The sequence below is a fragment of the Serratia sp. CY44782 genome, from assembly GCF_052168715.1.
Lineage (GTDB): Bacteria > Pseudomonadota > Gammaproteobacteria > Enterobacterales > Enterobacteriaceae > Serratia > Serratia nevei.
Map to the genome: position 1 here is coordinate 252,810 of NZ_JBJNME010000002.1, position 26,536 is coordinate 279,345.

Sequence of the window (26,536 nt, forward strand, 5' to 3'; positions counted from 1 at the left end):
GCGGCGCTCCCGGTTAGGCCTGTACGGTTTGCTGGCGCTGTTCGCCCAGCCCTTCGATGCCCAGACGCATCGTCTGGCCCACCCGCAGATAGATAGGCTGCGGTTTCTGCCCCATCCCGACGCCCGGCGGCGTGCCGGTGGAGATCACATCGCCCGGCTGCAGGCTCATGAAGCGGCTGAGGTAGCTGACGATCTGCGGAATGCGGAAGATCATGGTGCTGGTATTGCCGTCCTGATAGCGCTTGCCATCCACCTCCAGCCACAGGTTCAGGCTGTGCGGATCGGCGATCTCGTCGGCGGTCACCAGCCAGGGGCCGATCGGCCCGAAGGTGTCGCAGCCTTTGCCCTTGTCCCAGGTGCCGCCGCGCTCAATTTGATATTCGCGTTCTGAGACGTCGTTGATCACGCAGTAGCCGGCGACGTGGCGCATCGCGTCTGCTTCGCTGATGTAGCGTCCGCCCTGGCCGATCACCACGCCCAGCTCCACTTCCCAGTCGGTTTTCTGCGAGCCGCGCGGGATCTCCACCCGATCGTGGGGGCCGACCACCGCGCTGGTCCATTTGTTGAACACCACCGGTTCCTCAGGAATGGCGGCACCGGTCTCCGCCGCGTGATCGGCGTAGTTCAGGCCGATGCAGATAAACTTGCCGATGCCGCCGACGCAGGCGCCGAGGCGCGGCTGCCCTTCGACCAGCGGCAGCGTGGTGCTGTCCAGCGCACTCAGTTTGGCGAGCGACGCCGGCAATAACGCGGCGCCCCCCACGTCGGCGATATGCTGCGACAAATCGCGCAGGCGGCCTTGCGCATCCAACATGCCGGGGCGCTCTTGCCCGGGTTGCCCGTAACGTAAAAGTTTCATGCCTTCCTCTCTCAAAAATGGCGGCTCAGTTGCTCCAGCCGCCGTCGATGATCTGCACCGTGCCAGTGGTGTATGAACTGGCGTCGGAGGCCAGATACAGCGCCAATTGGGCGATTTCCTCGGTGGTGCCGATGCGCCCGATCGGCTGACGGGCGACGAACGCCTGATACACCTCTTGCTCACTGCGCCCCTGCTCGCGCGCCTGCTCGGCAATGCGCTGGCGCAGCGACGGCGACTCCACCGTGCCGGGGCAGATGGCGTTGCAGCGGATACCCTGCGTGACGTAGTCCGCCGCCACCGAGCGCGTCAGGCCGATCACCGCCGCCTTGCTGGCACTGTAAGCGAAGCGGTTCGGCACCCCTTTCACGCTCGAGGCTACCGAGGACATGTTGATGATCGAGCCTTTGCCGCGCGCCAACATGCCCGGCAGGAAGGCGCGGATCATGCGGAACATCGCGGTGACGTTGAGATCGAGCGCGAACGCCCACTGATCTTCGCTGCAATCGAGGATCGATCCGCTGTGCACCACGCCGGCGCAGTTGAACAGCACGTCGATCGGGCCGATCGCTTCCGCCGCCGCCGCGATGGCGGCCGGATCGGTGACGTTCAGCGTCAGCGCGCGGATCCCGGCAGAGCCCTGCAGGCGCTCGAGGTTGATGTCGCTGGCGATCACCTCGGCACCGGCGGCGGCGAACAGCCTGGCGGTGGTAAAACCGATCCCTTGCCCGGCGGCGGTGATCAGTACGCGTTTCCCGGTTAAATCCATCTTGACTCCTCGGCCTAAAGGTCTAATGGTCAGGCCACTAAAGGCGGTTAAAGGTCAGGCCTCTAACATGACAAAAGACGCTTTACGCGTTATCGTTGGGGGAAGAAGTTAATAAAACAGCCTTGAAACCGCATTTCAATTAACCATTTTTTTACACTTGAATAACGATTACTCAAGCGCCTTGTCGCATAATTGTGCGCCAAATCACTGAACGCCGAATCGTCAAAGGTCAAAAATGCCGATTACCCGACTGGAAAACCCAAGGATTTACAGACAGATAGCTGACCAGCTCAAACGTCTTATCGAAAATAACGAATTTCCGCCGGGCAGCCGCCTGCCCTCGGAGCGGGATCTCGCCCAGCAGTTGCAGGTCAGCCGCGCGTCGGTACGCGAGGCGCTTATCGCGCTGGAAGTGATCGGCCTGGTGGACGTCAAGGTCGGCAACGGGGTGATCGTGCGCTCGCAAACGCCGCTGGCGCCGTCGCAGGAGCCGGTGATGGCCCAGGCCGGCCGCAACCAGTGGGCGGAGATCGACGACGAACTGAACATCGAGCTGGATTTCAACGCCGAGCTGCCGCCGTTTTCTCTGCTGCAAACCCGTCTGCTGATCGAACCGGAGACCGCCGCGCTGGCCGCGCGCCACGCCACCGACGAAGAGCTGGCGGGCATCCGCGCTGCCTACGAGCAGAACTGCCGCGATAACCGCGCCGGTTCCGCCACCCACCCCGGCGATCGGCTGTTCCACATCCGCATCGCCCAGGCCAGCGGCAACCCGGCCTATGCGTTCATCATCGGTCACCTGCTCGGCCACCGTTACGGCAGCATGTTCCGCGTGCTGCAACGCCACTATACGCCGGAGGACATGCCGCACCGTTCCGAACTGGAACACCGGGCGATCCTGGCGGCGATCGAAGCGCGCGACGTGCGCGGCGCCCGCAAGGCGATGAAGGCGCACCTCGATGAAGTGATCGCCATTTTCGCCCGCGCGCAGTAGGCCGCCGGCGGTGAAAAATTTTATCGCCACCGCTCTTTTTTCTACATGCAGCCGGGGCCCGGCCACATTACACTGGGCGACGAATAAGCCCTTTCCCCGCTGCATTGTTAAATGGATAACGACCGTTGAAGAACTCTGTCTCCGCTTTATTGCTGGCGCTGGGCCTGTGCGCCGCGCCGCTGGCCGTGCAGGCCGCGCCCCCGCAGCTGGCTTCGCAAATCGTCGACCAGTATGCCGAACATATTTTCTACAATAGCGGCGCCACCGGCATGGCGCTGGTGGTGATCGACGGCAATCAGGTAGTTAACCGCAGCTTTGGCGATACCAAACCCGGCAACAACCTGCGCCCGCGCCCGGATTCGCTGATCCGCATCGCTTCGATCACCAAGCTGATGACCAGCGAAGTGATGGTGAAAATGGCGGCGGCAGGCCAGGTCAAACTGACCGACCCGCTGCGCAAGTATGCCCCCAAAGGCGCCTATGTGCCGGCTTACAACGCCGGGCAGCCGATCACCCTGCTGAACCTGGCGACGCACACCAGCTCGCTGCCGCGCGAGCAGCCGGGCAAGAAGCCGCCGAAAACGCCGGTGTTCACCTGGCCGACCAAGGCTCAGCGCTGGCAGTGGCTGGCCCATGCCAACGTCACGGTACCGCCGGGCGTACGCGCCGCCTACTCCAACCTGGCGTATGACCTGCTGGCCGATGCGCTGTCGCGCGCCGCGGGCAAGCCTTACAACGCGCTGCTGAAAGAGAAAATCACCGCGCCGCTCGGCATGGTCGACACCACGCTGACGCCGAGCCCCGAGCAATGCTCGCGCCTGATGGTGGCGGCGGCCGGCCCGAGCGCCTGCCGCGACACCACCGCCGCGGCCGGCAGCGGCGGCGTCTACTCCACCCCGCGCGACATGCAACGCTGGATGCAACAATTCCTCTCCTCCAGCGCCAGCGGCCCGCGCAAAGCCACCGCCGCCAGTGAGCAAACCATGTACTTCCAGCGTCACGATCTGGTGTCGCTGAAGGGCATGGACGTGCCGGGGCAAGCGGATGCGCTGGGGTTGGGTTGGGTGTATATGGCGCCGAAGGACGGGCTGCCGGGCATCATTCAGAAGACCGGCGGCGGCGGCGGGTTCATTACCTACATGGCGATGATCCCGGCGAAAAACGTCGGGGTGTTCGTGGTGGTGACCCGCTCGGAGCTGAGCAAATTCACCAACATGAGCGATCCGGTCAACCGCCTGGTGAGCGATCTGGCGGCTAACAAGAGTTGAAACGCGGGGCGCAGCAGGCTGCGCCCCAACGCCTCAGGCCGGCACCGCCATCGGGTGGATCACCGAATGGAAATTGCGCTTGAAGTAGATCAGCCCGTTGCCGGCTTCGCTCAGCGCGATCTGTTTGATCTGCACCAGGTACATCTGGTGGGTGCCGATGCTCTGGATCTGCTCGATCTCCCCTTCCAGGCTGGCCAGGGTATTGCGCAGCACCGGCTGCCCCAGCGCACCGAGCTGCCACTCTTCCAGCCGGAAACGATCTTCCATGCTGACGCCGGTCATGCCGGCAAAGTGGCGCGCCATCAGCTCCTGCTCGTGGTTGAGCACGTTGACGCACAGCCTGCGGTTTTCCTGAAACACCGGGTTCATCGCGCTGTTGCGGTTGATGCACACCAGCAGCGTCGGCGGCGTATCGGTTACCGAGCACACCGCCGTGGCGGTGATGCCGCAGCGCCCCGCCGGGCCGTCGGTGGTGACGATATTCACCGCCGCCGACAGGCTGGCCATGGCGTCGCGAAAGCGCAGGCGCTGTTCATTTTCCTGAGACATACCACCTCCTCCTGAATTACTTCAGCAGATTATCCAACTGATTAATATCGTCATTGTTCCGCAGGTGCGGCACCTTCCAGCCGTGCTGATCGTAATCAGCCAGGCACTTGTCGACCATCTGCATCATGCGATCCATGTTGCCGGATCCCTGCGCGTGGCGCAGGCACTGCAGGCGGATCTCATCCTGGCTGCCGGCGTAGTTGATCTCATACAGCTCGTGGCGGCCGCCGAATTCGCTGCCGATCGCATCCCACATCAGCTTGAGGATCTTGATGCGTTCGACGTGATCCATACCGTCCGATCCGCGCACGTAGCGCGCCAGGTACTTGTCGATCTCCGGGTTGTTCATGTCGCGCACGCTGGACGGCAGGTAGATCAGGCCGCTGGTGACGTTCTTCTCGATGATGTGTTTCACCTTGGTGTAGGCCATCGGCGCCATCACGCGGTAGGTTTGCAGCGCGGCGGAATCCGGCAGGTAGGCGCCGTTTTCCCATTTTGTGGCTTCGGCACACATCGCATCGCTCAGCGACCAGAACAGGTTGCGCCAGGCCACCACTTCGCCCAGATCGGCCTGCACGCCGCGGAACTCCAGCACGCCGGTACACGAGAGGCTCTTTTGCAGCAGCGCGGTGATAAAGTCCATCTTCACCGCCAGGCGCACGCAGGCCTGCAGCGGGAACAGCCGGGCGAAACCGCCCTGGGTGCTCCAGCGGCGGCAGCGGTCGAAATCGCGGTAGATCAGCACGTTTTCCCACGGGATCAGCACATGATCCATGATCAGGATCGCGTCGTTCTCGTCGAAGCGGCTGGTGAGCGGGTAGTCGAACGGCGATCCGGTGGCGCCTGCCACCAGCTCGTAGGAGGCGCGCGAAATCAGCTTCACCCCTTCGGCGTCCATCGGCGCCACGAACATCAGCGCGAAGTCCGGGTTATCGCCCATCACCTGCGCCGAACCGAAGCCGATGAAGTTGTAGTGGGTCAACGCCGAGTTGGTGGCCACCACTTTGGCACCACTGACCACGATGCCGGCGTCGGTCTCTTTCTCCACCTGAATGTAGACGTCCTTCACCTCGTTGACCGGCTTGTGGCGGTCGATCGGCGGGTTGACGATGGCGTGGTTGAAATAGAGCCCGGTTTCCTGAATGCGTTTGTACCAGTGGCGCGCGTTGTCGGCGAACTGGCCGTAGAACTCTGGATAAGCGCCCAGCGCGCAGCCGAAGGCTGCCTTGTAGTCCGGCGTACGCCCCATCCAGCCGTAGCTTTGGCGCGACCAGTCGGCGATGGCATCGCGCTGCTGGCGCATCTCTTCCGGGCTGCGGGCGTAGCGGAAGAATTTGTGGGTATAGCCGCCGTTGCCGGTGTCGGTATTCCAGCACAGGCGATCCTGGCTGGCCGGATCGTGCAGCGCGTCGTACAGCTGGCCGACTGATGCCGCCGCGTTGCGGAACGCCGGGTGCGTGGTGACGTCTTTCACGCGCTCGCCGTAAATGTAGATTTCGCGGCTGTCCTGCAAACTTTTCAGGTATTCGGCGCCGGTGAACGGGCGTTTGCTGTCGGCACGAAAGTCTTCTGGTTTCATCGGGTCTTCCTCGTCATCGGCATTTTTCAGGCCGTGGAGTCGGCCATTTGTTAAAATAATGTTTTCTTTTGGTTGCTTAATTGAAGCTGCCAAAGCCGATTTCGAGAAGAGACTTTTGCGGCAATCGCCGGTACTTTTCAGGTCAGTTTGCCGCTTTCGCGGCAAACTGTGATCGCGGTTACGAAAGGGCGTGTTGCGCCGCGCGGTAGGTCGAGGGGGAACAGCCTTCCAGCCGATTGAAAAAACGGGCGAAATAGGCTGGATCCTTGAAGCCGAGGCTGTAGGCGGTTTCATGCACCGTACAGGCGCTGAACAGCAGCATGCGTTTGGCCTCGCGCAGCAGCCGATCGAAGATCAGCCGCTTGGGCGGCCGGTTGGCGAAGCGCCGGCACAGGTCGTTGAGCCGCGATTCGGTCACCCCCAACGCCTGCGCGTACTCCGGCACCGGCAGGTGCTCACGAAAACGCTCGTCCACCATCTTGTTGAACCGCTGAAACAGCTGCAGTTCGCCACGCACGCCGCTGTTGGCGCTGTCTTCCAGCGCGGTGTTGCGCAGCAGCAGCGTGAACACCGCCTGCGCCAGCAGCGCCAGCGTCTGTTCGCGCCCGGCCAGGTTCTGCCCGAACTCGCGGCGGATCAGCGCCCAGTAGTGGCTGAGCGCCGTCAGCTCCTGCGGCGCGTCGGCCAGCGACAGGCAGATGCCCGGCATGTCCAGCGCCAGGTTGCTGCCGGGATACAGGCGCTCCAGCAGCGGCCAAATCAGCTCCTGGCGCACCGTCAGCACGTGGCCGTCGCTGTCCGGTTCGGTGAAGAACGCATGCGGCACCGACGGCGGCGTGAGGATGAACAGCGGCGCCTGCACCGAATAGTGCTGATCGTCGAGCTGCAGCTCTATCTTGCCGGTCTCCAGGAAATGCACCTGGAAGAAGCAGTCGTGCCAATGCACCTGCATGTCGCGGCCGAAGAACGCCGCCAGCCCGGCGAAGGTTTCGTAGTGCACCTCGTCGGCGACGTAGCGCGCGTCATACTCTTTGCAAATATCGATGTTGGCGATAAAGCCGGTACTTTTCCGCACCTCATGACCTCCTGCAATCATGCCCACTTGCGCATCAAGGCGTCGCTCTCGGGCGCGAATCCTTCATCGGAATGCGCCACACCAGCACGGCGCCGACGATCAACAGCGCCGAGACGAAATACAGCCCGGAGTTGAAGCTGCCGGTCAGATCCTTGAACCAGCCGATCAACAGCGGGCTGAGCGCCGATCCGATGTTGCCGGTGGCGTTGATCACCGCGATCCCCACCGCGCGCGCTTCCAGACTGATCGACTGATCCGGCGTGGTCCAGAAGATCGCCATAGCGGTAAAGGAGCCGACCGAGGCCATCACGATCCCGAGCAACTGGATCAGGCTGTGATCGGTGGCAGACGCCAGCAGCCAGCCGGCGGCGGCAAACAGGTACGGCAGCGCGGTGTGGTGCTTGCGCTCCTGCAGCCTGTCGGATCGTTTACTCCACCACACCATGCCGGCGATGGTGCAGATCTGCGGGATCGCCGCCAAAATGCCGATCGTCACATTGCTGCTGCCCTGATTGAAGCTTTGCAGGATCTGCGGCGTCCAGATGTTGATCGCGCTCAGGGTGTTGGTCAGGCAGAAATAGGCCAGCGTATACATCAGCACGATCGGCGTGCAGATCTCACGCCACAGGCTGCGCTGTTGCAGCGCGCGGTGGCTGCTCGGCCCGTTGGGCTGCACCAGCTGCAGCTTGTCGGCCTCCATCATCGCCTGCAGGCTGGCTTTCTCCTCGTCGGTCAGCCACTTGGCCTTGGCCGGCGTATCGTCGAGGTAGAACCACACCACCACGCCCAGCAGCACCGACGGAATGCCTTCCAGCAGGAACAGCCACTGCCAGCCCTTCAGGTTCATCACCCCGTCCAGCGCCAGGATATAGCCGGAGACCAGCGAGCCGATCGCCATGGTCACCGGCATGGCGATCATGAACAGCGCGTTGGCGCGGGCGCGGTAGAACGCCGGGAACCAGTAGGTGAGGTACACCAGAATGCCCGGCAGGAAACCGGCCTCGGTGATGCCGACGATCATGCGCAGCACGTACAGGCTGGTCGGCCCGGTGGCGAACATGGTGCAGGTGGAGGCGATGCCCCACAGCACCATGATGGTGGCGATCCAGCGCCGCGCGCCGACCCGGCTCAGCATCATGTTGCTCGGAATGCCGAAGATCACGTAGGTGACATAGAACAACGTCGCCGCCAGCCCGAACATGGTCGAGCTGAGGCCGAGATCTTTACCCATCGTCAGCCCGGCGAAGCCGATGTTGATACGGTCGAGGAAAGAGAAAACAAACAACACGAACAGGAAAATGATCAGGCGCCGAAACAACTTTTTAATCACCGATTGCTCGGCGGCGGTTAACGCTTTATGTTGCTGCGCCGGGTTGGCCGGCTGCAGCGAATCGACGTGGTTCATGGTTCAGTAGACTCCCGATGAAGGCGCTTGCGCCCCGCCCCGTTTGAATTCGTCCGCCAGGGCTTCCGCCGCCCGCGCCAGCAGGGTGGTGTCCACCCCCACCGCAACGAACAGCGCGCCGGCCTCCAGATAGCGCTGCGCCAGTGCCTTGTTGGCCATCAAAATGCCCGGCGCCTTGCCGGCGGCGCGGATGCGCGCGATGGCGTCGTCGATGGTACGCTGCACCTCCGGATGCTGCGGATTACCGGCAAAGCCCATGTCGGCGCTGAGATCCGCCGGGCCGATAAACACGCCGTCCACCCCTTCCACCTGCAAAATGGCGTCGAGGTTTTTCACCGCTTCGCGGGTTTCAATCTGCACCAGCACGCACATCTGCTCATCGGCCTGCTGCAGGTAATCGGGTACCCGGTTCCAGCGCGAAGCGCGCGCCAGGGCGCTGCCGACGCCGCGCACGCCGTGCGGCGGATAGCGCGTAGCGCGCACCGCGTCGCGCGCCTGTTCGGCGTTTTGAATCATCGGGATAAGCAAGGTTTGCGCGCCGACGTCCAGCAGCTGCTTGATGATCACCGCGTCGTTCCACGGCGGCCGCACTACCGGCTGGCTCGGGTAAGGCGCGACCGCCTGCAGCTGCCCCAGCACCGTTTGCACGTTGTTGGGCGCATGTTCGCCGTCGATCAGCAGCCAGTCGAAACCGGCGCCGGCCAGCAGTTCGGCGCTGTAGCTGCTGCACAGGCCGAGCCACAGCCCAATCTGCGGGCGTTTTTCCTGCAGCGCACGCTTGAAGTGGTTGGTTAACATCGCATTCTCCCTGACAAGCGGGCGTAGCGCATGGCCCCGCCCGGTTTATGGCGGCCCGGTTCGCCGGGCCTGCTTTTTAGACGAAGCGGCAGCTGATGCAGCCCATCGGGCCGTAGTCGACGTGGAAGGTATCACCGCGCCGCGCTGGCACCGGCCGGGTGAAGGAGCCGCCGAGGATCACCTGCCCCGCTTCCAGCTCCACCTCATACGGCGCCAGCTTGTTGGCCAGCCAGGCCACGCCGTTGGCCGGGTGGTTGAGCACCGCCGCCGCCACGCCGGATTCTTCAATCACGCCGTTGCGGTACAGCAGCGCGGAGATCCAGCGCAGATCCAGCGCATCCGGCTTGATCGGCCGCCCGCCCATCACCACCCCGGCGTTGGCGGCGTTGTCGGAGATGGTGTCGAACACCTTGCGCGGCCGCTGAGTCTCGGGATCGACGTTGTGGCTGCGCGCGTCGATGATCTCCAGCGCGGGAATGACGTAGTCGGTGGCGTTATAGACGTCGAACAGCGTGCAGTTCGGCCCGCGCAGCGGCTTGGCCAACACGAACGCCAGCTCCACCTCCACCCGCGGCACGATAAAGCGATCGATCGGAATGTCGCTGCCGTCGTTGAAGAACATGTCGTCCAGCAGCGCGCCATAGTCCGGCTCGGTAATCTGCGAACTCACCTGCATGGCGCGCGAGGTCAGGCCGATCTTGTGGCCTTTGAGCGTACGCCCCTCGGCGATCTTCAGCTCTACCCACTGGCGTTGAATGGCATAGGCGTCTTCGATGGTGATCTCGGGATGATCGAGCGACAGCGCGCGGATCTGTTCACGACTCTTTTCCGCCTGATGCAGGCGCTGTACGGCGCGGTTAACCTGCTCTTTATCCAGCATTTACGACCCCTTATTCACGCCTTGTTGAACAGCGCGTGGACATTGTTCTGTTTGTAATTCAGCACCGGATCCAGCTCTTCCATGGTGAAAGAGAGCGCCAGGTAACGCTGCGCCATCAGCGCGGCGAAGTGTTCCTTGATCAGCGCAAACAGCATCTCGCCCACCTGCTGCCGGCTTTCCAGGCTGCGGCCGTGGCCGATCTTCAGCGTCATGTGCACGAAGGCGTAGTCCTGCTTGCCGTCGGCCATCTGCCAGGTGTCGAGCCAGATGGCGCGGCTGCGCACGCCGGCCAGCGGAAAAATGCCGGTCGCCGCCAGCGCCTCGTTGACCTTGGCGAACAGGGTGGGCAAATCCGCCTCGCGGCGGATGTTGTCGGTACATTCAGCGTAAAAATGGGGCATAGCGTTCTCCAGACGGCAAATATGCGCGGGCGCGGCCCGCGCAGCGGCATTTACAGCGTATTGCCAAGCTTGAAACCTTTTTCCGTATCGCCCTCACGGGTATAGGAAAAACCGTCTGCGCCGATGGTGACGGCCATTTCGCTGGGCGCACTGCGCTCGATGACCGGCTGTGGCTGCCCATCGAGATCCAGCACCAGCGAACCTTCGGTATACCAGCTCGGCACCACCGGATTGCCCCACCAGTCGCGGCGTTGGTTGTCATGCACGTCCCAGGTCACGGTCGGGTTGTCCGGATCGCCGGTGTAGTAATCCTGCGTGTAGATTTCCACGCGGTGGCCATCGGGATCGCGCAGGTAGAGGTAGAACGCGTTGGAGACGCCGTGACGGCCGGGGCCGCGTTCGATCAAATCGGATTTGCGCAGCGCGCCGAGCTTGTCGCAGATGGCCAAAATATTGTGCTTTTCATGAGTGGCGAAGGCGATGTGGTGCATGCGCGGCCCGGCGCCGCCGGTCATCGCAGTATCGTGCACCGTCGCCTTGCGGCGCATCCAGGCGGCGTAAACCACGCCGTCTTCATCGCGGATGTCTTCCGTTACGCGGAAGCCCAGCCCCTGGATGTATTCCACGGCGCGCGGCACGTCAGGGGTGATTTGGTTAAAGTGGTCGAGGCGCACCAGCGCGCCCGGCGTATACAGATCGTAGCGCCAAGCCAGACGCTCGACGTGCTGCACGTCGTAGAAAAACTCATACGGGAAACCGAGCGGATCCTCTACCCGCACCGCATCGCCGATGCCTTTGGCGAACCCGTTCACCCGCCGCTCGGTACGGCAGCCAAGCGCCTTGAAATACGCTTCGGCGCGATCGACGTCTTCCGGCGTGCGCACGCGGAAAGCAAACGCCGCCACGGCGGCGACCGGGCCTTCGCGCAGCACCAGGTTATGGTGAATGAACTCTTCCATCGAACGCAGGTAGAGGGTTTTATCCTCTTCGGCGGTCACGACCAGGCCGAGGATATCGACGTAAAATTCGCGTGCGGCTTTAAGGTTCGTGACCTGAATTTCCATGTAGGCACAGCGCACGACGTCGGGAGCAGGGACAGCATCAGTGGTCAGTTTTGTCGTCATTGTTCTCATCTCTTTCGTTATTATTGTGGCCTGAGGCTCAAACGCCCCATTTCGGGATCGGGTGGTCGCCCATGGAAATGCACACGTTCTTCATTTCGGCGAACACTTCGAAGCTGTATTCGCCGCCTTCGCGGCCGGTGCCGGAGGCTTTCACGCCGCCGAACGGTTGGCGCAGATCGCGTACGTTTTGGGTGTTGACGAAAACCATGCCGGCTTCGATGCCGCGGGCCAGGCGCAGAACCTTGCTCACATCCTGCGTCCAGATGTACGACGCCAGGCCGTACTCCACGTCGTTGGCCATGCGCAGGCCGTCTTCTTCCGACTTGAACGGCAGCAGGCAGGCCACCGGCCCGAAAATCTCCTCCTGCGCCACGCGCATCCGGTTATCGACATCCGCCAGCACCGTCGGGCGCAGGAAGTTGCCGTGGCTCAAACCGGCCGGTTTGTCCGGGCCGCCGGCCAGCAGGGTTGCCCCTTCTTCCACCCCGAGGCGGATATAGCCGGAGACTTTTTCCCAGTGCTGCGGGCTGATCAGCGCCCCCACCTGGGTATTGGGATCTTGCGGATCGCCCACGCGCAGACGGTTGGCGCGCTCGGCGAAGCGTTTGACGAATTCCGGGTAGATGCTCTCCTGAATGAAGATGCGCGAACCGGCGGTGCAGCGTTCGCCGTTGATCGAGAAGATGGTGAACAGCGCGGCGTCGAGCGCCCGCTCGATGTCGGCGTCTTCAAAGATCAGCACCGGCGACTTGCCGCCCAGTTCCATGGAGAATTTTTTCAGCCCGGCGCTTTCGATGATGCGGCGGCCGGTGGCGGTGCCGCCGGTGAAGGAGACCGCGCGCACGTCTTTATGGCGCACCAGCGCGTCGCCGGCGGTGGCGCCGTAGCCCTGCACCACGTTCAGCACCCCGGCCGGAATGCCGGCTTCCAGCGCCAGCTCGCCCAGGCGATCGGCGGTCAGCGGCGACAGTTCGGACATCTTCAGCACCGCGGTGTTGCCCAGCGCCAGGCAAGGCGCGGTCTTCCAGGTGGCGGTCATGAACGGCACGTTCCACGGCGACACCAGCGCACACACCCCCACCGGCTGCACCAGCGTGTAGTTGAGCATCTTGTCGTCCACCGGGTAGGTCTTGCCGTTCATCTGCTGGCACACCTCGGCGAAGAACTCGAAGTTGTGCGAGGCGCGCGGGATCAGCACGTTTTTGGTCTGGTGGATCGGCAGGCCGGTGTCGGCGGTTTCCAGTTCGGCGATCTGCGGCACGTTCTGGTCGATCAGCTCCCCCAGACGGCGCATCAGGCGCGCGCGCTCTTTCATCGGCGTGTTGGCCCATTTGGGGAACGCCTCTTTCGCTGCCGCCACCGCCTGGTCGATCTCCAACTGACCGCCAGAAGCCACCTCCGCCAGCACCTCGCCGTTCGCCGGGTTGGTGGTGGTGAAGTACTCTTTGCTGGCGACGTTCTTGCCGTTGATCCAGTGGTTGATGGTTTTCATCGCAGGCTCTCCTCGTAATCTTTTTCACTGATAATGTGGTTAACCAGACGGCCGATGCCCTCGATTTCCACCACCACTTCGTCGCCCGGCTGCACGTCGGCCAGCCCTTTCGGCGTGCCGGTGGCGATCATGTCGCCCGGCTGCAGCGTCATGAATTCGCTCAGGTAGGCGACCAGGAACGGAATGTCGAAAATCATGTCGGCGGTGCTGCCGCGCTGGCGCAGCTCGCCGTTGACGTAAGTGCTGAGCGCCAGCCGGTGCGGATCGGCGACGTCGTCGCGATCGACGATGTAAGGCCCGATCGGCGTCAGGGTGTCGCGGCTCTTCACCCGCAGATTCGGCCGGTAGTAATTCTCCAGGTAATCGCGGATGGCGTAGTCGTTGCACAGGGTGTAGCCCGCCACATACTCCATGGCGTGCTCGCGGCTGACGTTGCGCGCGGTCTTGCCGATCACCGCCACCAGCTCGGCTTCGTAATGCATGTACTCCACGCCGGCCGGGCGTACCGACACCTGGCGGTGACCGGTCAGGGTGTTCGGCGCTTTGAGGAACACCAGCGGCTCTTCCGGCGCCTTGAATTCCAGCTCGCTGGCGTGGTCGGCATAGTTCAGCCCCAGGGCGAACACCGTGCCCTGAGCCGGCGGCAGCCATTCCACTTCGCGCTCCTGCAGCACCTCGCCGTTCGGCAGCGTGACGCGCAGCTGCTTGTCCACCTGCACGTTGAAGATCTGGCCATGATGGCGAATACGGGCATGTTTCATGATGCGGCTCCTGCCTGGGTGACGCGGTTGGTCAGCGTGGGCAGGCCGGCGGCGCGCACCGTCACCTCATCCCCCGGTTTGATCTCCACCCGCTGGTGCGGGGTGCCGATCAGCACCGCATCGCCCGGCTGCAGGGTGATAAAGTCGCTGATGGCGGCGATCAGCTCCGGCACCGAGCGCACCAGATCGGCGGTGGACCAACGATCCTGCTCCACGCCGTTGATCTCGGTGACGATCTCCAGCCGATCGGCATTCGCCAGCTGGCCGATCTCCCCCAACGGGCAGAACCCGTCGCGGCATTTAGCCTTGATCGCCGGGCGGTAGAAGCTGCTCTCCGGTAGGCTGACGTCGTTGGCCAACGCGTAGCCGGCCAGATAACGGCCCACCTGCGCCACCGGCACCTTGCGCGCGGTATCGCCGATGATCACCGCCAGCGTGCCGCCGCTGTGCACGGTTTCACCGGCCGGAAACGGGATCGCCCCGCCGTTGGCGAGGTGGGTGTTGCGCGGTTTGATAAACCAGACCGGGGTTTTGGGCGGGGTCTGATACGGCGGCTGGTGAAACGCCTGATCCCAGGCGTCCAGTTGGCTGCGGTGATTCAGCGCAACGGAAAATACGGTGCCTTTCATGCGAACTCCTCCAATGGCAAAACATGACAACCGGCATTCATTAATATATTAATGATTACTTTTATACGCTGTGCAGCTTTTACGCAACGCGCTTGGAGTGATTTGTGATCGTGATAACAAAATATTCACAAATAACGAACATTAGCTTGATTATTCAATGCATTAATCATTTTTCGCGCCATTTTTCGCTGCGCCCTGCATTTTTGCTTTATCCCTACGGGTAACTTTGGCTACTATTAAGTTATTAACAAAATCGGGCTTTGCGGGGCAGGCGCCCCCATAACGAGCGCCGTAACAACGAACACCTTGATAGCTAAGGCCAAACTTATGCATGAATCGTTAACCATCGCCCTGCTGCAGGCGCGTGAAACCGCCATGGGGTTCTTCCGCCCGATCCTGAAAAGCCACAATCTGACCGAACAGCAGTGGCGCATCATCCGCGTGCTGGCCAACAGCCGCTCGATCGAATTCCACGAGCTGGCGGCGGAAACCTGCATTCTGCGCCCCAGCCTGACCGGCATTCTGTCGCGCATGGAGCGTGACAAGCTGATCTTCCGCCTGAAGCCGGTCAACGATCAGCGCAAGCTGTACGTGTCGCTGACCCAGCAGGGCCAGGATCTGTATGAAGTGGCGCGCCACCAGGTGGAACAGGGCTACGCCGAGATTGAAGCCGCTTTCTCGCGACAGAAAATGGACCAGTTGATGACGCTGCTGGACGAGCTGATCACCCTGGGCGACAGCCTGCCCGCCAACGTCACCGCGCATCCTGCCAAGCAGTGATTTAACCAACCGGAATTCTCAAATTAATTGACGTTGCAGCCAACAACGCTGCAGCGTCAGGTAAGCAGAGAATTCGTTTCCGGCAGCAGCGCGCCGCCGTCCACCACCAGCGTCTGGCCGGTGATGTAGGCCGCCGCCGGCGAAGCGAGAAACACCATCGCCGCGGCGATGTCTTCCGGTTCCCCCAGCCGCCCGAGCGGCACCGAGGCGGCGATCGCCTGATTCACCTGCGCGTCGCCCAGGTTGGCCATCGCCGGCGTGCGGATCATCCCCGGTTCTACGCCGTTGACGCGAATTTTCTCCGCCGCCAGCTCCAGCGCCGCCGCGCGAATAAACCCGTTCACCCCGGCCTTGGAGGCCGCGTAGTGCGCCAGCCCCGGGTAGGCCACCCGCGGACCGGTCACCGACGAGGTCACCAGAAGGCAGCCGCCGCCCCGGCGACGCATCCACGGCAGCGCCGCCTGCGCCAGAAAGAACGGCGCCATCAGATTGACGCTCAGCGTGCGTTGCAGCAGGGCCGCGTCGATGGCGGCGAACGGCGTCAGCGGAAAGTAAGCGGCATTGTGGATCACCACGTCCAGCCGTTGATGCCGCTCACCTACCGCCGTCACCAGCTCAGCGATCTGCCCCGGTTCGGCCAGATCGCAAGCCAGCGCCTGCACGCTCAGCCCTTCGTCCCGCAGCGCCTGCGCCGCCGCCTGCGCCTGCGGCAGCTGCACGTCCGCGATCGTCACCTCGGCGCCCAGGCGGGCAAAGGCGCTGACGATCGCCAGACCAATGCCCTGAGCGCCGCCGGTCACCAGCACCGCCTGCCCCGCGAAGGCGTCGGCCGCATAGGTTGCGCTCATCGCCCTATCCTCGCGGGTGGCGCGTGGTGTTCAGCACCTGCGCATGGGCGCCGACCGCAAAGTTGCTCAGCGCGCTGAAATCGCTGCCCTGATAACCGAGGATCTTGCCGTCGGTGCGCATGCCCTGCAGATCGATCATCACCACGCCCAGCGTCGGGATGATCTTCTCGCGCCAGACGAACAGATAAAGCTGCTCCGCCACCTTCACGTAGTGGCAACGATCGACGTCCGCCAGCCCTTTCTCCACCCCGTCCAGACACTGCCAGGCGTAGAAGTTATCGTTCAGGTAGATGTGCTCGTACCGTTCGGTCAGGCTGTAGGTGTACATGTTGCGCATGCCGATCAGCTCATCGGTAAAGCCCGGTGGCGCCACGTCGGCGTCATCCAGCGTGCCGAAGCGGAATTCGGCCTCGACCGCGGTCAGCGGCAGCCCCTGCTCCACCCGGCTGAAGGCGTCGAGCCGCGCCTGTGCTTCGTCCGGCAGCTGGCCGTATACCGCAGTGAAGTTGCCCTGATTGCGGTCACATACCAGCGTAATACTGGCGTTGGCGCGGGCAGGATCGAGAAAATCGATGAACAGCACGCCGGGGCGAATGCTGGTGGCGCGATAGGCGACGCTGCGCCGTTCGCCCCACTCCAGCGTCTGCTCGTCGGTAAACCGGCAGCGCTGCGTCGCGCCGTCGCTAAAGCGCAGCGTCAGCGTGCTGCCCGCCAGCCCGTGCTGGCGTTCCAGCGTATTGCTGTGCGGCGCAAAGCCTTCCGCCAGCGCGCCAACCTGAATGAATACCGCTTCTGAACTCATGGAAATGCTCCTTACAGGGAAGTGAAAGCCAGGGTCGGCACATCGACGATGGTGGAGCCGCCGTCGGCCACCAGCGCCGCGCCGGTAATGATTGAAGCCTCGCTGGAACACAGGAAACGGCAGACGCGGGCGATCTCCTCGGCGCTGGCCGGGCGGCGCAGCGGCACGTCGCGGCAGACCATCTGGTAAGCCTGCTCCAGCGAAATCTGATGGGCGTCCATCAGCAGTTGCATCTCTTCGTCCGCCATCGGCGTGGTCACCCAGCCCGGGCACACCGCGTTGGCGCGCACGCCCAGCGGGCCATAGTCGCGGGCGATGGAGCGCATCAGCCCGATCAGCGCGTGCTTGGCGGTGACGTAACCGCAGACCTCCGGCCCGGCGGCCAGCGAGGCGATCGAGGCCACGAACAGCAGGTTGCCGCCGCTTTTAATCAGCTCCGGCAGGCAGGCGCGCGCGCTGGCGAAAGCGCTGTTGAGGTTGCTGTCCATCGCCCCTTGCCACTGCGCGTCGGTCATCTCGGTGATGCGCTTGAAGCCCATGCCGCCGGCGCTGCCGATCAGGCAGTCGATGCGCCCGGCGTCGCGCAGAATGGCTGGCAGCAGCGCGTGGTTCCAGCTCTCGCCGCTGGCGGCGTCGCCCACCAGCGCCTGCGCGCCGATCTCTTGCGCCAGCGCCGCCAGCGGTTCCGGACGGCGGCCGATGATGAACACCCGATCGCCCTGCGCCGCCAGCAGACGGGCGCAGGCGGCGCCGACGCCGGTGCCGCCGCCGGTAATCACAACCACTCTATTCATGATTCAGCTTCTCCATCAGTTGGCCGATCATCAGCAGGCTGCTCAACAGCAGCCGCCGCTGTTCGGCATCCAGCCGCAGGTAGCGGCGGCCGGCCGGCAAACGGCTGACCACCTCCGATGCGGCGAAATGCTCGATATCCACCTGCCAGCGCCCGTCTTTCACCGTCAGCCGCACGCGGCGAAAATCCAGCTGCGCCAGCGTCTCGCCGATCTGCGGGTAGCGCTGCAGGCCGTCCAGCACCCGCTGCGCGGCCGCATGGCGCTGGCGCAGCAGATAACGCACCCCGCGCCGCCGCAGCCAGCCGCCGGTCACCACGTCCAGCGTCAGCGGAAGTTGCATCGCGCTCGCGCCCTGCAACCGAAAGCGGTGGCTGACGATATGCGCCATAAACAGCCCCTGCACCTGTTCGCCGATCTCGATCTGCGGCCCCTGCGGCAGCGTCAGCCGCAGCAGGCCCGGCGCCAGGCGTTCGCACGCGTAGGGTTCCAGGTTGCGCGCCAGACGATCCAGCGCGGCGCCCGGCCGATAGCCCGACGGCGCTCGCCGCCAGGCGCGATTAAGTGAGGGAAGTAAGCCGATCAAACTGCGCCTCCTCGTTTTCACCCTTGGCGAACGCGTTCTCCAGCACCTGCTCGACCGGCACCGGCTTGAACGGATTCACTTTCTGCACGCACAGCGTCCAGAACAGCGCATAGGCGGCGGTCAGGCCGATCATCCAGCCGAAGGGAATGTAGATATCGCTCGGGTTCATTCCCGGCGGCGTGATGTAAACGATGGCCAGCACGATGCCGACGCTGGAAACGATCTGCGGCAGCGGGAACCACGGCGATTTATAGGCGCGCGGCAGATCGGGGCGGCGTACGCGCAGGATCACCACCGAGCAGGTCACCAGCAGGTAGGCCACGCCCCAGGCGCACACCGCCGCCAGCACCAGCGGAATGATCCTGTCGAGGTTGCCCTGAATGGCGAAGGCGTGCACGCAGGGGATCAATACCGCCACCAGAATGCCGACCACCGGCGTTTTAAAGCGCGGGTGCAGATAAGCGAACATACGCGGCAGCGCGCCGTCCAGCGCCATGCCGTACAGAATGCGCGGCACCGCCGCCATCAGCGTGTTGATGGTCGCGGCGCCGGCCAACAGCAGGCCGACGCCGAGCCAGTATTTGCCGAACTGGCCCATCACCTGGCCGGCGAACGCCGGGATGGCCATCGGCGTTTCCAGCAGGCGCGTGCCGCTGGCGGCGTCGATCACCACGTTTTCCACCTGGTGACTGAGCGCCGCGCCATACAGCGCCATGCACACCGCCACGCCGCACAGCCCCAGCGCCATCGCGCGCGGGATCACCCGATCGCAGCGTTTGATCTCCGGCGCCATCGGCGTCACCAGCTCACAGCCGACGAACATGAACATCGCCATGCCGATCAGGCTGAACACCGCGAAGGGATCGTTCAGGCTCAGCGTGCTGCCGAACCAGCCCTCGAGCGGCACCGCATGCGGCGACAGCAGCCCGACGATGCCGAAAATCACCAGCGTGCTCCACATGGCGAAGGTCAGCACGATCTCCGCCTTGCCGAAGGCCTCGATGCCGAACGCGTTGAGCAGGCCGAACACGATTACCAGCCCGACGCCGACCATCCAGGATGCGTTGTGGCTTTCCATCAGGGTGTTGAGGTGCTCGAAGTTCACCAGCGCCATGATGCCGGAGAGAATGGTCTCGGCGGTGCCGGCGAAGATGTGCACGATCAGGTAGGCCGACAGCGCGCCGGTGATGGCGAAAAAGCGCCCCATGCCGCAGGAGATGTAGTCGTAAACCGAACCGGAGGTCGGCAGCAGCGCCGCCGCTTCGGAGAAGGTGGTGAGCTGCGCCTGCATCATTATGAAGGCGATCAGCATCGCCAGCGCGAAGGTGTCGCCGCCGATGCCGAAGCCGCTGGTGACCGTCAGGATCACCGGGCTGGCCATGATCACCCCGACCGAACTGGCCAGGGTGGTGGGAAAGCCGACCTTGCCTCGAGCCAGGTGGGCGTGCAACCGCGACGACAGGTTCATGGTTATTTCCTCTTATAGTTTTGGCCTGATGCATGCAGGTGCTTGCAGGTTTTTCACCGCCAGCGGCGGTAATCTCACTATAGAGAGGAAAGGAAAATGCTGACTATCGTCCTTAAGGACGAGACGCTTTCAACCTGCGGCCGCGCTCACGGCGGCGCGCCACTGCATCGCCCCCTGCGGGCTGCGCGGGTAGGCGCGCAGCGGCGTCAGCAACGCGGAAAAGAAGGCGTAATAGCCGGCGCACAGCCGGTTGTAGCGATCTTCGCCCACATGCGCCGGGCAGCCGCCCTGGCAGACGCTTTTCACGCTGCAGCGTTGGCACTCGCGGCGCAGGCTCTTGTTTTTACCGAACGGCATCTCCGCCGCCCTTGCCGCCAGGTTGGCGAGCGGCGTGTGGCGATCGGCATGGCCGAGCAGGTGCTGCTCGTTGATCAGATGATCGCAGGCGTAAAGCCGCCCGTCCGGCTCCATCACCAGATTGCCGCCGCAGCGTTCGGCGTGTACGCAGCTGGGGCTAACGTGGGTGAAATACTGCGCGTAGACCTGCTCGATGTTCATCACGAAGACCTGGCCAACGTGCCCGCGGCTGCGCCAGCGGCGGTATACCGCCAGCATGAAGCGCCCCCAGTTGGCGGCGCTCAGCCCATAGCCGGCGGTGGGCGCATCCCCTTCCAGCATCAGCGGCTGGAACTGCAGACAGCGCGCCCCGATCGCCACCGCATGATCGTAGATCGCCTCGGCGCGATCCGCGACGCCGTCGTGCACCACCATCAGCAGGTTGAAGTCGATCTGATGGCGCTGCAACAGCGCAATGCCGCGCAGCGCGGCGTCATAGCTGGCGCCGCCGCGCTTGTCCGGCCGGTGGGCGTCCTGCACCTCGCGGTCGCCGTCCAGGCTGACGCCGAGGATAAAGTGATGCTGCCGGAACAGCCGGCACCAGGCGTCGTTCAGCAGGGTACCGTTGGTCTGCAGGCTGTTGCTGATCCGCACGCCCGGTGGCGCGTAGCGGCGTTGCAACGCCAGCGCCCGCTTGTAAAAACCGATCCCCGCCAGCAGCGGCTCACCGCCCTGCCAGACGAAGTTGATCTCGCGGCTGTAACGCGGCTGGGCGGCGATATAGCCGCGGATAAATTCCGCCAGCAGGTCGTCGTCCATCTTACGCGTCCGCTCCTGCTGGCGCTGCGGGTAGTAGCAGTAGCGGCAGCCCAGGTTGCAGCCGGCGCCGATCGGTTTCACCAGCAAATGAAAAGGCGCCGCCGCGCGCGGTTCGCTCTCTACCGGGATCTGCTGCGCGCGCAGCTGGGCCAGGTTCATGGCGCCGCCTGCGGCAACGGTTTGTGGGTCAGCGGATCCAGGCCGATGTAGTCGCCGGTGCTGGCGTCTACGCCGAGGTAGTCGATCGCTGCGCCTTTGGCTTCAATGACCATGCCCTGCTGCGCAAAACGGCGATACGCCTCGCTCAGCCGTTTGACTCGATCCGGGTTGGCAGCGGCCAGATCGCGCGTTTCCAGCGGATCGTCATGCAGATTGAACAGCCCCCACGGCGCCATCTGCGCCGTCGGCCCGGCCTTCACCAACCGTCGCAGCTTCCAGACGCCGTCCACATAGGCGGCCTGGTTATGCAGCTCCACGCCGTAGGTCGCGCGCGGCACGCCGTCGGCCTCGCCGCTGAAATAGCGCTTGAAGCTGACGCCGACCATCGGCAGCGTCGGTTTGGCCTTCAGCGGTTTATTGGCGTCGATGCCGGCATAGTCATACAGCGTCGGGGCGATGTCATACACCGCCATCGGCGTGCGGTCGATGCCGCCACGCCCCTTTAGCCGCGGCGCGGAGATGATGAAATCGGTATTGATGCCGCCCTGCGCGCTGGTGGTTTTGTGGTAGTTGGCGTACGGCGCATTGCTGACGTTGGCCCAGTGCGGCCCGTAAGAGATGAACGATCCCTTGCGGCCGAGGTTGGCGTAGCTGTTGTCGAACTGCCGCCAATACTCCGGCTTCGAGCCGTAGTAGAAGCCGCTGGCGGCGTTGGCGCCGTTGTCGGTGGCGAACACGATCACCGTATTTTGGTCGCGGCCGGTCTGCTTGAGGGTGTTCAGCACCGCGCCGACCTGATCGTCCATATAAGCGATCATCGCCGCGTACACCTGCATGGTCTTGGCTTCATATTTTTGCTGCTCGGGCGTCAGCGCGTTCCAGGCCTTATCCAGCGCCAGCGTCGGCATCGGCGTGCGATCGGAAATCAACCCCAGCGCCTTCAGGCGCTGAATGCGCTGCTGATAGGCCTGCTGGTAACCGGCGTCGTATTTGCCGTCGAATTTGGCGATCCAGTCATCCGGCGCCTGCAGCGGATCGTGCGGCGCGGTAAACGCCAGATAGGCGAAGACGGGTTTGCTCTGCGGCGTATCGCGGATCCACTGTTCCAGCTGATCGGCATAGGCCTTGCTGGAATAGAAATCTTTGGGCAACGACACGCGTTTGCCGTTCAGGGTGTAGAAGGTATGGAACGCCTCCACGGTGCCCAGCGGTTTCGCATCGTCGAAATGGCTGGTGCCGCCCCCCATAAAGGCGAAGGCGCGCTCGAAGCCGCGATCGGTCGGTTTGGCGCCGTCGACATAGCCCAGGTGCCATTTGCCCGCCATCATGGTGGCGTAACCCGCGTCGCGAAAACGCTCCGGCAATGTGGTCACGCGGTCGGTCAGCCGCATTTCATAGCCCGGCTGCGCGGCGGTGCTCTCATACCACCACATGCCGCCCATGCCGGCCTGCTGATTGGTGTTGCCGGTCATCAGCATCGACCGCGCCGGCGCCGACATCGGCGAGGTGTAGTACTGGCTCATGCGCACGCCCCGTTCGGCCAGCGCCTGCAGGTTGGGCGTCGGTATCTCGCCGCCGAACGGGCTGATGTCGGAGTAGCCCATGTCGTCCACCAGAATGATCAGCACATTGGGGCGATCGGCGTCCGCCCCCTGCGCCAGGCCCGATAAGGCGCCGCTCAACGCCACCGCCAACGTTTTTTTCTGCATCGTTCGTTCCCCGTATGGTCATGCGGACTGAACAACCCGACGCCTCAGCCCGAGAAAGGTCATCATTTTTTCGTCTTATACGTTTGGCGCCGCCTGGCGCTATCTTCAATTCGCAGTGTAGGAAGCGGCGGAAAAGCCTGGCTATCGTTCTTAAGAACGAGGAACGGTTCCAGTCGTGCCGGTTGTAGCACGCGCAGGGCGGCGAAGGCTGCACCCGGGCAAACATTGAAAAGCGCTGTAAATTCAGCGGGAAAAGCGGTGAATTATTTCATTAACCTATTAATGAAAATCGCGATAAATCCGAACTGAAAAGCCCTGATTAACGCAGTGTCATCTTGTTATTTATGTGTTTTATTGCAATCGGCCTCACGTTGTTAATATGTTTTTATTGTGTTGCCAAATTGCTACAACTATGCTTGTATCGTTCATATATTGACCGCCAACCTTCTCCAGATTGAATGATAAAGGGAGGAACACGAATCATGCACAGCACCGCATCCGATGCCTTTATCAACAGTTGTTTGGCGACCATCACGCACCTGATCCCGGTGTCCGCCGGGGTGTTTTATCTGGTCGATCGCGACCTGCGGCCGGATCACTACATCCTGCACGGCATGCCCGATAAAACGCATCAGCAGTATCTGAACCACTTCCAGCAGATAGATCCGCTGCAACCGGCCAATTTCCATCGCCAGGACATCACCATGGTCGGCATGAGCCCGGCGGCGATCGCCGGCAACCGCCGCTATTACCACGACTTTATGCTGCCGAACGACATGCGCGACATGACGGAGATCTTCATCCGCCAGCGCAAGCGCATCGTCGCCGGGGTATCGCTGATCCGCGATACGCCGTTTACCGAAGTGGAGCGCGGCCGCCTGCGCGCGGTGCTGCCGCTGATCGAACTGGCGACGCGCGATCTGCTGCCCGACGGCGAGGCGCAGCTGCTGACCGCCAAAGAGCAAGAAATCGTCAACATGGTGCGCGAAGGCGCCAGCAATAAGCGCATCGCCCTGAAGCTGGGCATTTCGCTGTCCACGGTGAAAACCCATATGCGCAATATTTTCGCCAAAACCGACGTGGTGAACCGCACCGAACTGGTCGCCGGCGGCTTTCTCGCCCACGGTTAACGCCCGATAACGGCCGCCGCTGCCGACGGCCGGAAAATAACGCCAAAACGTATTCGCCATTTATGGCGCGGCCTCCCCCTGCCCGCAATCGGGCCGGGCGGGATATTTCATCGTCACTCAACGCTTGGGGAATAAACTTTATGTCCAGTGATTCGGTTTCCGCGCCCGCCGTCGGCGCGGCGCTCCCCTGCCCGCCGCGGCTGCTGACCGCCATTATCGTCTTCGCCGCCATCGCGCCGGGCATTCTGATGACCGCCCCCGCCGTGGCCGCCCAGCTCGCCGCGCAGTGGCAGCTCGGCCCGGCGCAGATCGGCCACCTGTTCTCCACCGAACTCGGCGCCATGAGCCTGGCCACGCTGCCGGCGTGGTGGTGGATCGGGCGCATCAACTGGCGACGGGTCGCTACGCTGTCGGCGCTGGTGTTTATCGTCGGCAACCTGGCTTCGGCGCTGGTGCAGGACTTTACCCTGCTGCTGCCGCTGCGCTTTATCGCCTCGCTGGCGGGCGGCACCCTGATGATCCTGTGCATCACCTGCGCCGCCGGCACCGCCAATCCCAGTCGGGTCTATGCCTTCTGGGTGCTCGGCCAGCTGGTGCTGGGCGCGGTCGGGCTGCTGGTGCTGCCGCCGCTGTTCGCGCACTTCGGCCTGATGGCGGTCTACCTGATTCTGGCGGCCATCATGCTGTGCTGCCTGCCACTCATCCCGGCATTCCCCAACGGTTTCACCGCCGCCCGCGCCGCCCGCAGCGGCCCCGCCGCCTCGCTGGCACGCAAGCTGTGCGCCGTGCTGGCGGTGCTGACCTTTTACATCAGCCTGAGCGCCGTCTGGACCTTTATCGGCGGCATCGCCGCCGGCGCCGGGCTGTCGCCGGCCCACAGCGGCCAGGTGCTGGCCGTCGCCACCTTGCTCGGCATCGTCGGCGCGGGGGCCGCGGCGCTGATCGGCGCGCGCTTCAGCGGTGGACGCCTGATCGTGCTGGGGTACGCCCTGCTGCTGGCCAGCGTGGCGCTGCTGACGAGCCAGCCTCTGCTGCTGCGCTTTGCCCTGGCCGCTCTACTGTTCAAATTCACCTGGACCTTCGTGCTGCCGTTCATTCTGGCGCGGGTCGCCGGGTTGGATAACGATGGCAAGCTGATGAACGGCATCAACCTGGTGATCGGCGGCGGTATGGCCATCGGCCCGACGCTGGCCGGCTCTCTGATCGAATCTTTCGGCGGTTTCAACGCTTTGCTGTTCGGCGCGCTGGGCTGCGCGCTGCTGTCGCTGCTGTTGATTTCGCTGGCTTCACCGCGCGCACCGCGCCGTATAACAGGAGGAGAAAGGTGAAAAAAACAACCGGTTTCTTGTTTGATGAACGCTGTTTCTGGCACAGCACCGGCCTGCACGCCACCACCCTGCCGGTCGGCGGCTGGGTGCAACCGCCTTCGGGCGCCGGCCACGCCGAATCGCCGGAAACCAAACGGCGCATGAAGAACCTGATGGACGTGTCCGGCCTGTCACGCCAGCTCACCCTGCTGAGCGCCGAACCGGCGACGGAAGAAGACCTGCTGCGCATTCACCCCGCCCACTACCTGCAGCGTTTCAAACAGGTGAGCGACAGCGGCGGCGGCCTGCTGGGAGAGGAAGCGCCGCTGGGGCCGGGCAGCTATGAAATCGCCAAGCTCTCCGCCGGGCTGGCCTGCGCGGCGGTGGAGGCGGTGCTGCAGGGCGAGCTGGATAACGCCTATGCGCTGTCGCGCCCGCCGGGCCACCACTGCCTGCCGGATCAATCGATGGGCTTCTGCTTCCTGGCCAATATTCCCATCGCCATCGAGCGCGCCAAGGCCCGCCATGGCCTCGGCAAGGTGGCGGTGCTCGACTGGGACGTGCACCACGGTAACGGCACCCAGCACATCTATTGGCAGCGCGGCGACGTGCTGACGCTGTCGCTGCATCAGGACGGCTGCTTCCCGGCGGGCTATTCCGGCGAACGGGATCGCGGCGAAGGCGACGGGGCGGGCTGCAACGTTAACGTGCCGATGCTGGCCGGCGCCGGCGACGACGGCTACCTGCACGCTATGCGGCGCATCATCATCCCGGCGCTGGAAAAATTCGAGCCGGAGCTGATCATCGTCGCCTGCGGCTACGACGCCAACGCCCTCGATCCGCTGGCGCGCATGCAGCTGCACAGCGACAGCTTCCGCGCCATGACCGCGCTGGTGCAGGACGCCGCCGACCGGCTGTGCGGCGGCAAGCTGGTGATGGTGCATGAAGGCGGCTACGCCGAGTCCTACGTGCCGTTCTGCGGGCTGGCGGTGATGGAACAGCTGAGCGGCGTGCGCACTGAAGTGCAGGATCCGCTGCTGGCGTTCATCCAGCAACAGCAGCCGCGCGACGCCTTCAACCGCTTCCAGCGCGAAGCGCTCGACGAGCTGGCGCGCCAGTTCGGCCTGTAATCCCCTCTCTGCGGGCGCCGCACCCGGCGCCCCTGACAACCTCGCCACCAGCCGCTACGCTGAAAGGCAACCCTACCACCATGAGAACAAT

The 26,536-nt window shown here is 63.6% G+C and carries 26 protein-coding genes; 6 read left to right on the forward strand and 20 right to left on the reverse strand.

Annotation, left to right across the window (positions count from 1 at the left end):
• Nucleotides 1-13: 13 nt before the first annotated feature.
• Together ACJ8HT_RS04675 and ACJ8HT_RS04680 are read right to left on the reverse strand one after the other, a co-directional pair.
• Complete coding sequence (locus ACJ8HT_RS04675) at nt 14-859, reverse strand: fumarylacetoacetate hydrolase family protein (protein WP_197652759.1); 846 nt, start codon at nt 857-859, stop codon at nt 14-16.
• Between the two features lie 25 nt (nt 860-884).
• Nucleotides 885-1,625: an SDR family oxidoreductase gene (locus tag ACJ8HT_RS04680; RefSeq protein ID WP_043136107.1), complete on the reverse strand. Its 741-nt coding sequence runs from the start codon at nt 1,623-1,625 to the stop codon at nt 885-887.
• 235 nt (nt 1,626-1,860) lie between these two features.
• Here ACJ8HT_RS04680 and ACJ8HT_RS04685 point away from each other — a divergent pair, with 235 nt between their 5' ends.
• Together ACJ8HT_RS04685 and ampH are read left to right on the forward strand one after the other, a co-directional pair.
• Nucleotides 1,861-2,619, forward strand: a complete 759-nt coding sequence (locus tag ACJ8HT_RS04685) for a FadR/GntR family transcriptional regulator (RefSeq protein WP_197652760.1) — start codon at nt 1,861-1,863, stop codon at nt 2,617-2,619.
• 125 nt (nt 2,620-2,744) lie between these two features.
• Nucleotides 2,745-3,887 carry a D-alanyl-D-alanine-carboxypeptidase/endopeptidase AmpH gene (gene ampH / locus ACJ8HT_RS04690; protein WP_060422247.1) on the forward strand — a complete coding sequence of 381 codons (1,143 nt, stop codon included), beginning with the start codon at nt 2,745-2,747 and terminating at the stop codon, nt 3,885-3,887.
• 33 nt (nt 3,888-3,920) lie between these two features.
• Here ampH and hpaC read toward each other — a convergent pair whose 3' ends face one another.
• The 11 genes from hpaC to ACJ8HT_RS04745 form a co-directional block, all read right to left on the reverse strand.
• Nucleotides 3,921-4,436, reverse strand: coding sequence for a 4-hydroxyphenylacetate 3-monooxygenase, reductase component (gene hpaC, locus ACJ8HT_RS04695; RefSeq protein WP_033636989.1), 516 nt, complete (start codon nt 4,434-4,436; stop codon nt 3,921-3,923).
• Between the two features lie 16 nt (nt 4,437-4,452).
• Complete coding sequence (gene hpaB / locus ACJ8HT_RS04700; protein WP_047569441.1) at nt 4,453-6,015, reverse strand: 4-hydroxyphenylacetate 3-monooxygenase, oxygenase component; 1,563 nt, start codon at nt 6,013-6,015, stop codon at nt 4,453-4,455.
• Between the two features lie 178 nt (nt 6,016-6,193).
• Nucleotides 6,194-7,090: a 4-hydroxyphenylacetate catabolism regulatory protein HpaA gene (gene hpaA / locus ACJ8HT_RS04705; protein WP_197652761.1), complete on the reverse strand. Its 897-nt coding sequence runs from the start codon at nt 7,088-7,090 to the stop codon at nt 6,194-6,196.
• A 34-nt stretch (nt 7,091-7,124) separates the two neighbouring features.
• Nucleotides 7,125-8,495, reverse strand: coding sequence for a 4-hydroxyphenylacetate permease (gene hpaX, locus ACJ8HT_RS04710; RefSeq protein ID WP_038878424.1), 1,371 nt, complete (start codon nt 8,493-8,495; stop codon nt 7,125-7,127).
• Between the two features lie 3 nt (nt 8,496-8,498).
• On the reverse strand, nt 8,499-9,293 hold the full coding sequence (gene hpaI / locus ACJ8HT_RS04715) for a 4-hydroxy-2-oxoheptanedioate aldolase (protein WP_060440813.1): 795 nt from the start codon (nt 9,291-9,293) through the stop codon (nt 8,499-8,501).
• A gap of 76 nt (nt 9,294-9,369) precedes the next feature.
• Nucleotides 9,370-10,173 carry a 2-oxo-hept-4-ene-1,7-dioate hydratase gene (gene hpaH / locus ACJ8HT_RS04720; RefSeq protein ID WP_004933170.1) on the reverse strand — a complete coding sequence of 268 codons (804 nt, stop codon included), beginning with the start codon at nt 10,171-10,173 and terminating at the stop codon, nt 9,370-9,372.
• Between the two features lie 14 nt (nt 10,174-10,187).
• Nucleotides 10,188-10,574 carry a 5-carboxymethyl-2-hydroxymuconate Delta-isomerase gene (locus ACJ8HT_RS04725; protein WP_004933172.1) on the reverse strand — a complete coding sequence of 129 codons (387 nt, stop codon included), beginning with the start codon at nt 10,572-10,574 and terminating at the stop codon, nt 10,188-10,190.
• A 50-nt stretch (nt 10,575-10,624) separates the two neighbouring features.
• Nucleotides 10,625-11,698: a 3,4-dihydroxyphenylacetate 2,3-dioxygenase gene (gene hpaD / locus ACJ8HT_RS04730; RefSeq protein ID WP_089180517.1), complete on the reverse strand. Its 1,074-nt coding sequence runs from the start codon at nt 11,696-11,698 to the stop codon at nt 10,625-10,627.
• Nucleotides 11,699-11,735: 37 nt separating this feature from the next.
• On the reverse strand, nt 11,736-13,190 hold the full coding sequence (gene hpaE / locus ACJ8HT_RS04735; RefSeq protein ID WP_033636981.1) for a 5-carboxymethyl-2-hydroxymuconate semialdehyde dehydrogenase: 1,455 nt from the start codon (nt 13,188-13,190) through the stop codon (nt 11,736-11,738).
• Complete coding sequence (locus tag ACJ8HT_RS04740; RefSeq protein ID WP_197652762.1) at nt 13,187-13,951, reverse strand: fumarylacetoacetate hydrolase family protein; 765 nt, start codon at nt 13,949-13,951, stop codon at nt 13,187-13,189. The genes hpaE and ACJ8HT_RS04740 overlap by 4 nt, the downstream gene beginning before the upstream one ends.
• Entirely contained in the window at nt 13,948-14,580 is a 633-nt protein-coding gene (locus ACJ8HT_RS04745; RefSeq protein ID WP_087762957.1) for a fumarylacetoacetate hydrolase family protein, read from the reverse strand. The genes ACJ8HT_RS04740 and ACJ8HT_RS04745 overlap by 4 nt, the downstream gene beginning before the upstream one ends.
• Before the next feature lie 327 nt (nt 14,581-14,907).
• Between ACJ8HT_RS04745 and hpaR the strand changes: the two genes are divergently transcribed.
• Nucleotides 14,908-15,360 (forward strand): homoprotocatechuate degradation operon regulator HpaR, encoded by a 453-nt coding sequence (gene hpaR, locus ACJ8HT_RS04750; protein WP_004933183.1) that lies wholly within the window; start codon nt 14,908-14,910, stop codon nt 15,358-15,360.
• Nucleotides 15,361-15,416: 56 nt separating this feature from the next.
• On the opposite strand, the gene ACJ8HT_RS04755 is transcribed toward hpaR, so the two are convergent.
• From ACJ8HT_RS04755 to ACJ8HT_RS04785, 7 genes are all read right to left on the reverse strand, one after another.
• Entirely contained in the window at nt 15,417-16,208 is a 792-nt protein-coding gene (locus tag ACJ8HT_RS04755; RefSeq protein ID WP_084826886.1) for an SDR family oxidoreductase, read from the reverse strand.
• A 4-nt stretch (nt 16,209-16,212) separates the two neighbouring features.
• Nucleotides 16,213-17,010, reverse strand: coding sequence for a molybdenum cofactor biosynthesis F family protein (locus ACJ8HT_RS04760; RefSeq protein ID WP_197652763.1), 798 nt, complete (start codon nt 17,008-17,010; stop codon nt 16,213-16,215).
• Between the two features lie 11 nt (nt 17,011-17,021).
• Nucleotides 17,022-17,804 (reverse strand): SDR family NAD(P)-dependent oxidoreductase, encoded by a 783-nt coding sequence (locus ACJ8HT_RS04765; protein WP_033636968.1) that lies wholly within the window; start codon nt 17,802-17,804, stop codon nt 17,022-17,024.
• On the reverse strand, nt 17,797-18,387 hold the full coding sequence (locus tag ACJ8HT_RS04770) for a DUF3156 family protein (RefSeq protein WP_197652764.1): 591 nt from the start codon (nt 18,385-18,387) through the stop codon (nt 17,797-17,799). Before ACJ8HT_RS04770 ends, ACJ8HT_RS04765 begins: the two co-directional genes overlap by 8 nt.
• Nucleotides 18,362-19,855, reverse strand: coding sequence for an APC family permease (locus ACJ8HT_RS04775; RefSeq protein ID WP_033648536.1), 1,494 nt, complete (start codon nt 19,853-19,855; stop codon nt 18,362-18,364). The genes ACJ8HT_RS04770 and ACJ8HT_RS04775 overlap by 26 nt, the downstream gene beginning before the upstream one ends.
• A 129-nt stretch (nt 19,856-19,984) precedes the next feature.
• A complete protein-coding gene (locus ACJ8HT_RS04780) occupies nt 19,985-21,169 on the reverse strand; it encodes an anaerobic sulfatase maturase (protein ID WP_197652765.1) in 1,185 nt (394 codons plus the stop codon).
• On the reverse strand, nt 21,166-22,878 hold the full coding sequence (locus ACJ8HT_RS04785; RefSeq protein WP_197652766.1) for an arylsulfatase: 1,713 nt from the start codon (nt 22,876-22,878) through the stop codon (nt 21,166-21,168). Before ACJ8HT_RS04785 ends, ACJ8HT_RS04780 begins: the two co-directional genes overlap by 4 nt.
• 482 nt (nt 22,879-23,360) lie before the next feature.
• On the opposite strand from ACJ8HT_RS04785, the gene ACJ8HT_RS04790 reads away from it, so the two are divergent.
• From ACJ8HT_RS04790 to ACJ8HT_RS04800, 3 genes are all read left to right on the forward strand, one after another.
• Complete coding sequence (locus ACJ8HT_RS04790) at nt 23,361-24,008, forward strand: helix-turn-helix transcriptional regulator (RefSeq protein ID WP_038878402.1); 648 nt, start codon at nt 23,361-23,363, stop codon at nt 24,006-24,008.
• A gap of 140 nt (nt 24,009-24,148) precedes the next feature.
• Nucleotides 24,149-25,336, forward strand: a complete 1,188-nt coding sequence (locus tag ACJ8HT_RS04795; protein WP_195873781.1) for an MFS transporter — start codon at nt 24,149-24,151, stop codon at nt 25,334-25,336.
• Complete coding sequence (locus ACJ8HT_RS04800) at nt 25,333-26,445, forward strand: class II histone deacetylase (RefSeq protein ID WP_194571617.1); 1,113 nt, start codon at nt 25,333-25,335, stop codon at nt 26,443-26,445. Before ACJ8HT_RS04795 ends, ACJ8HT_RS04800 begins: the two co-directional genes overlap by 4 nt.
• The last annotated feature ends 91 nt before the right edge of the window (nt 26,446-26,536 follow it).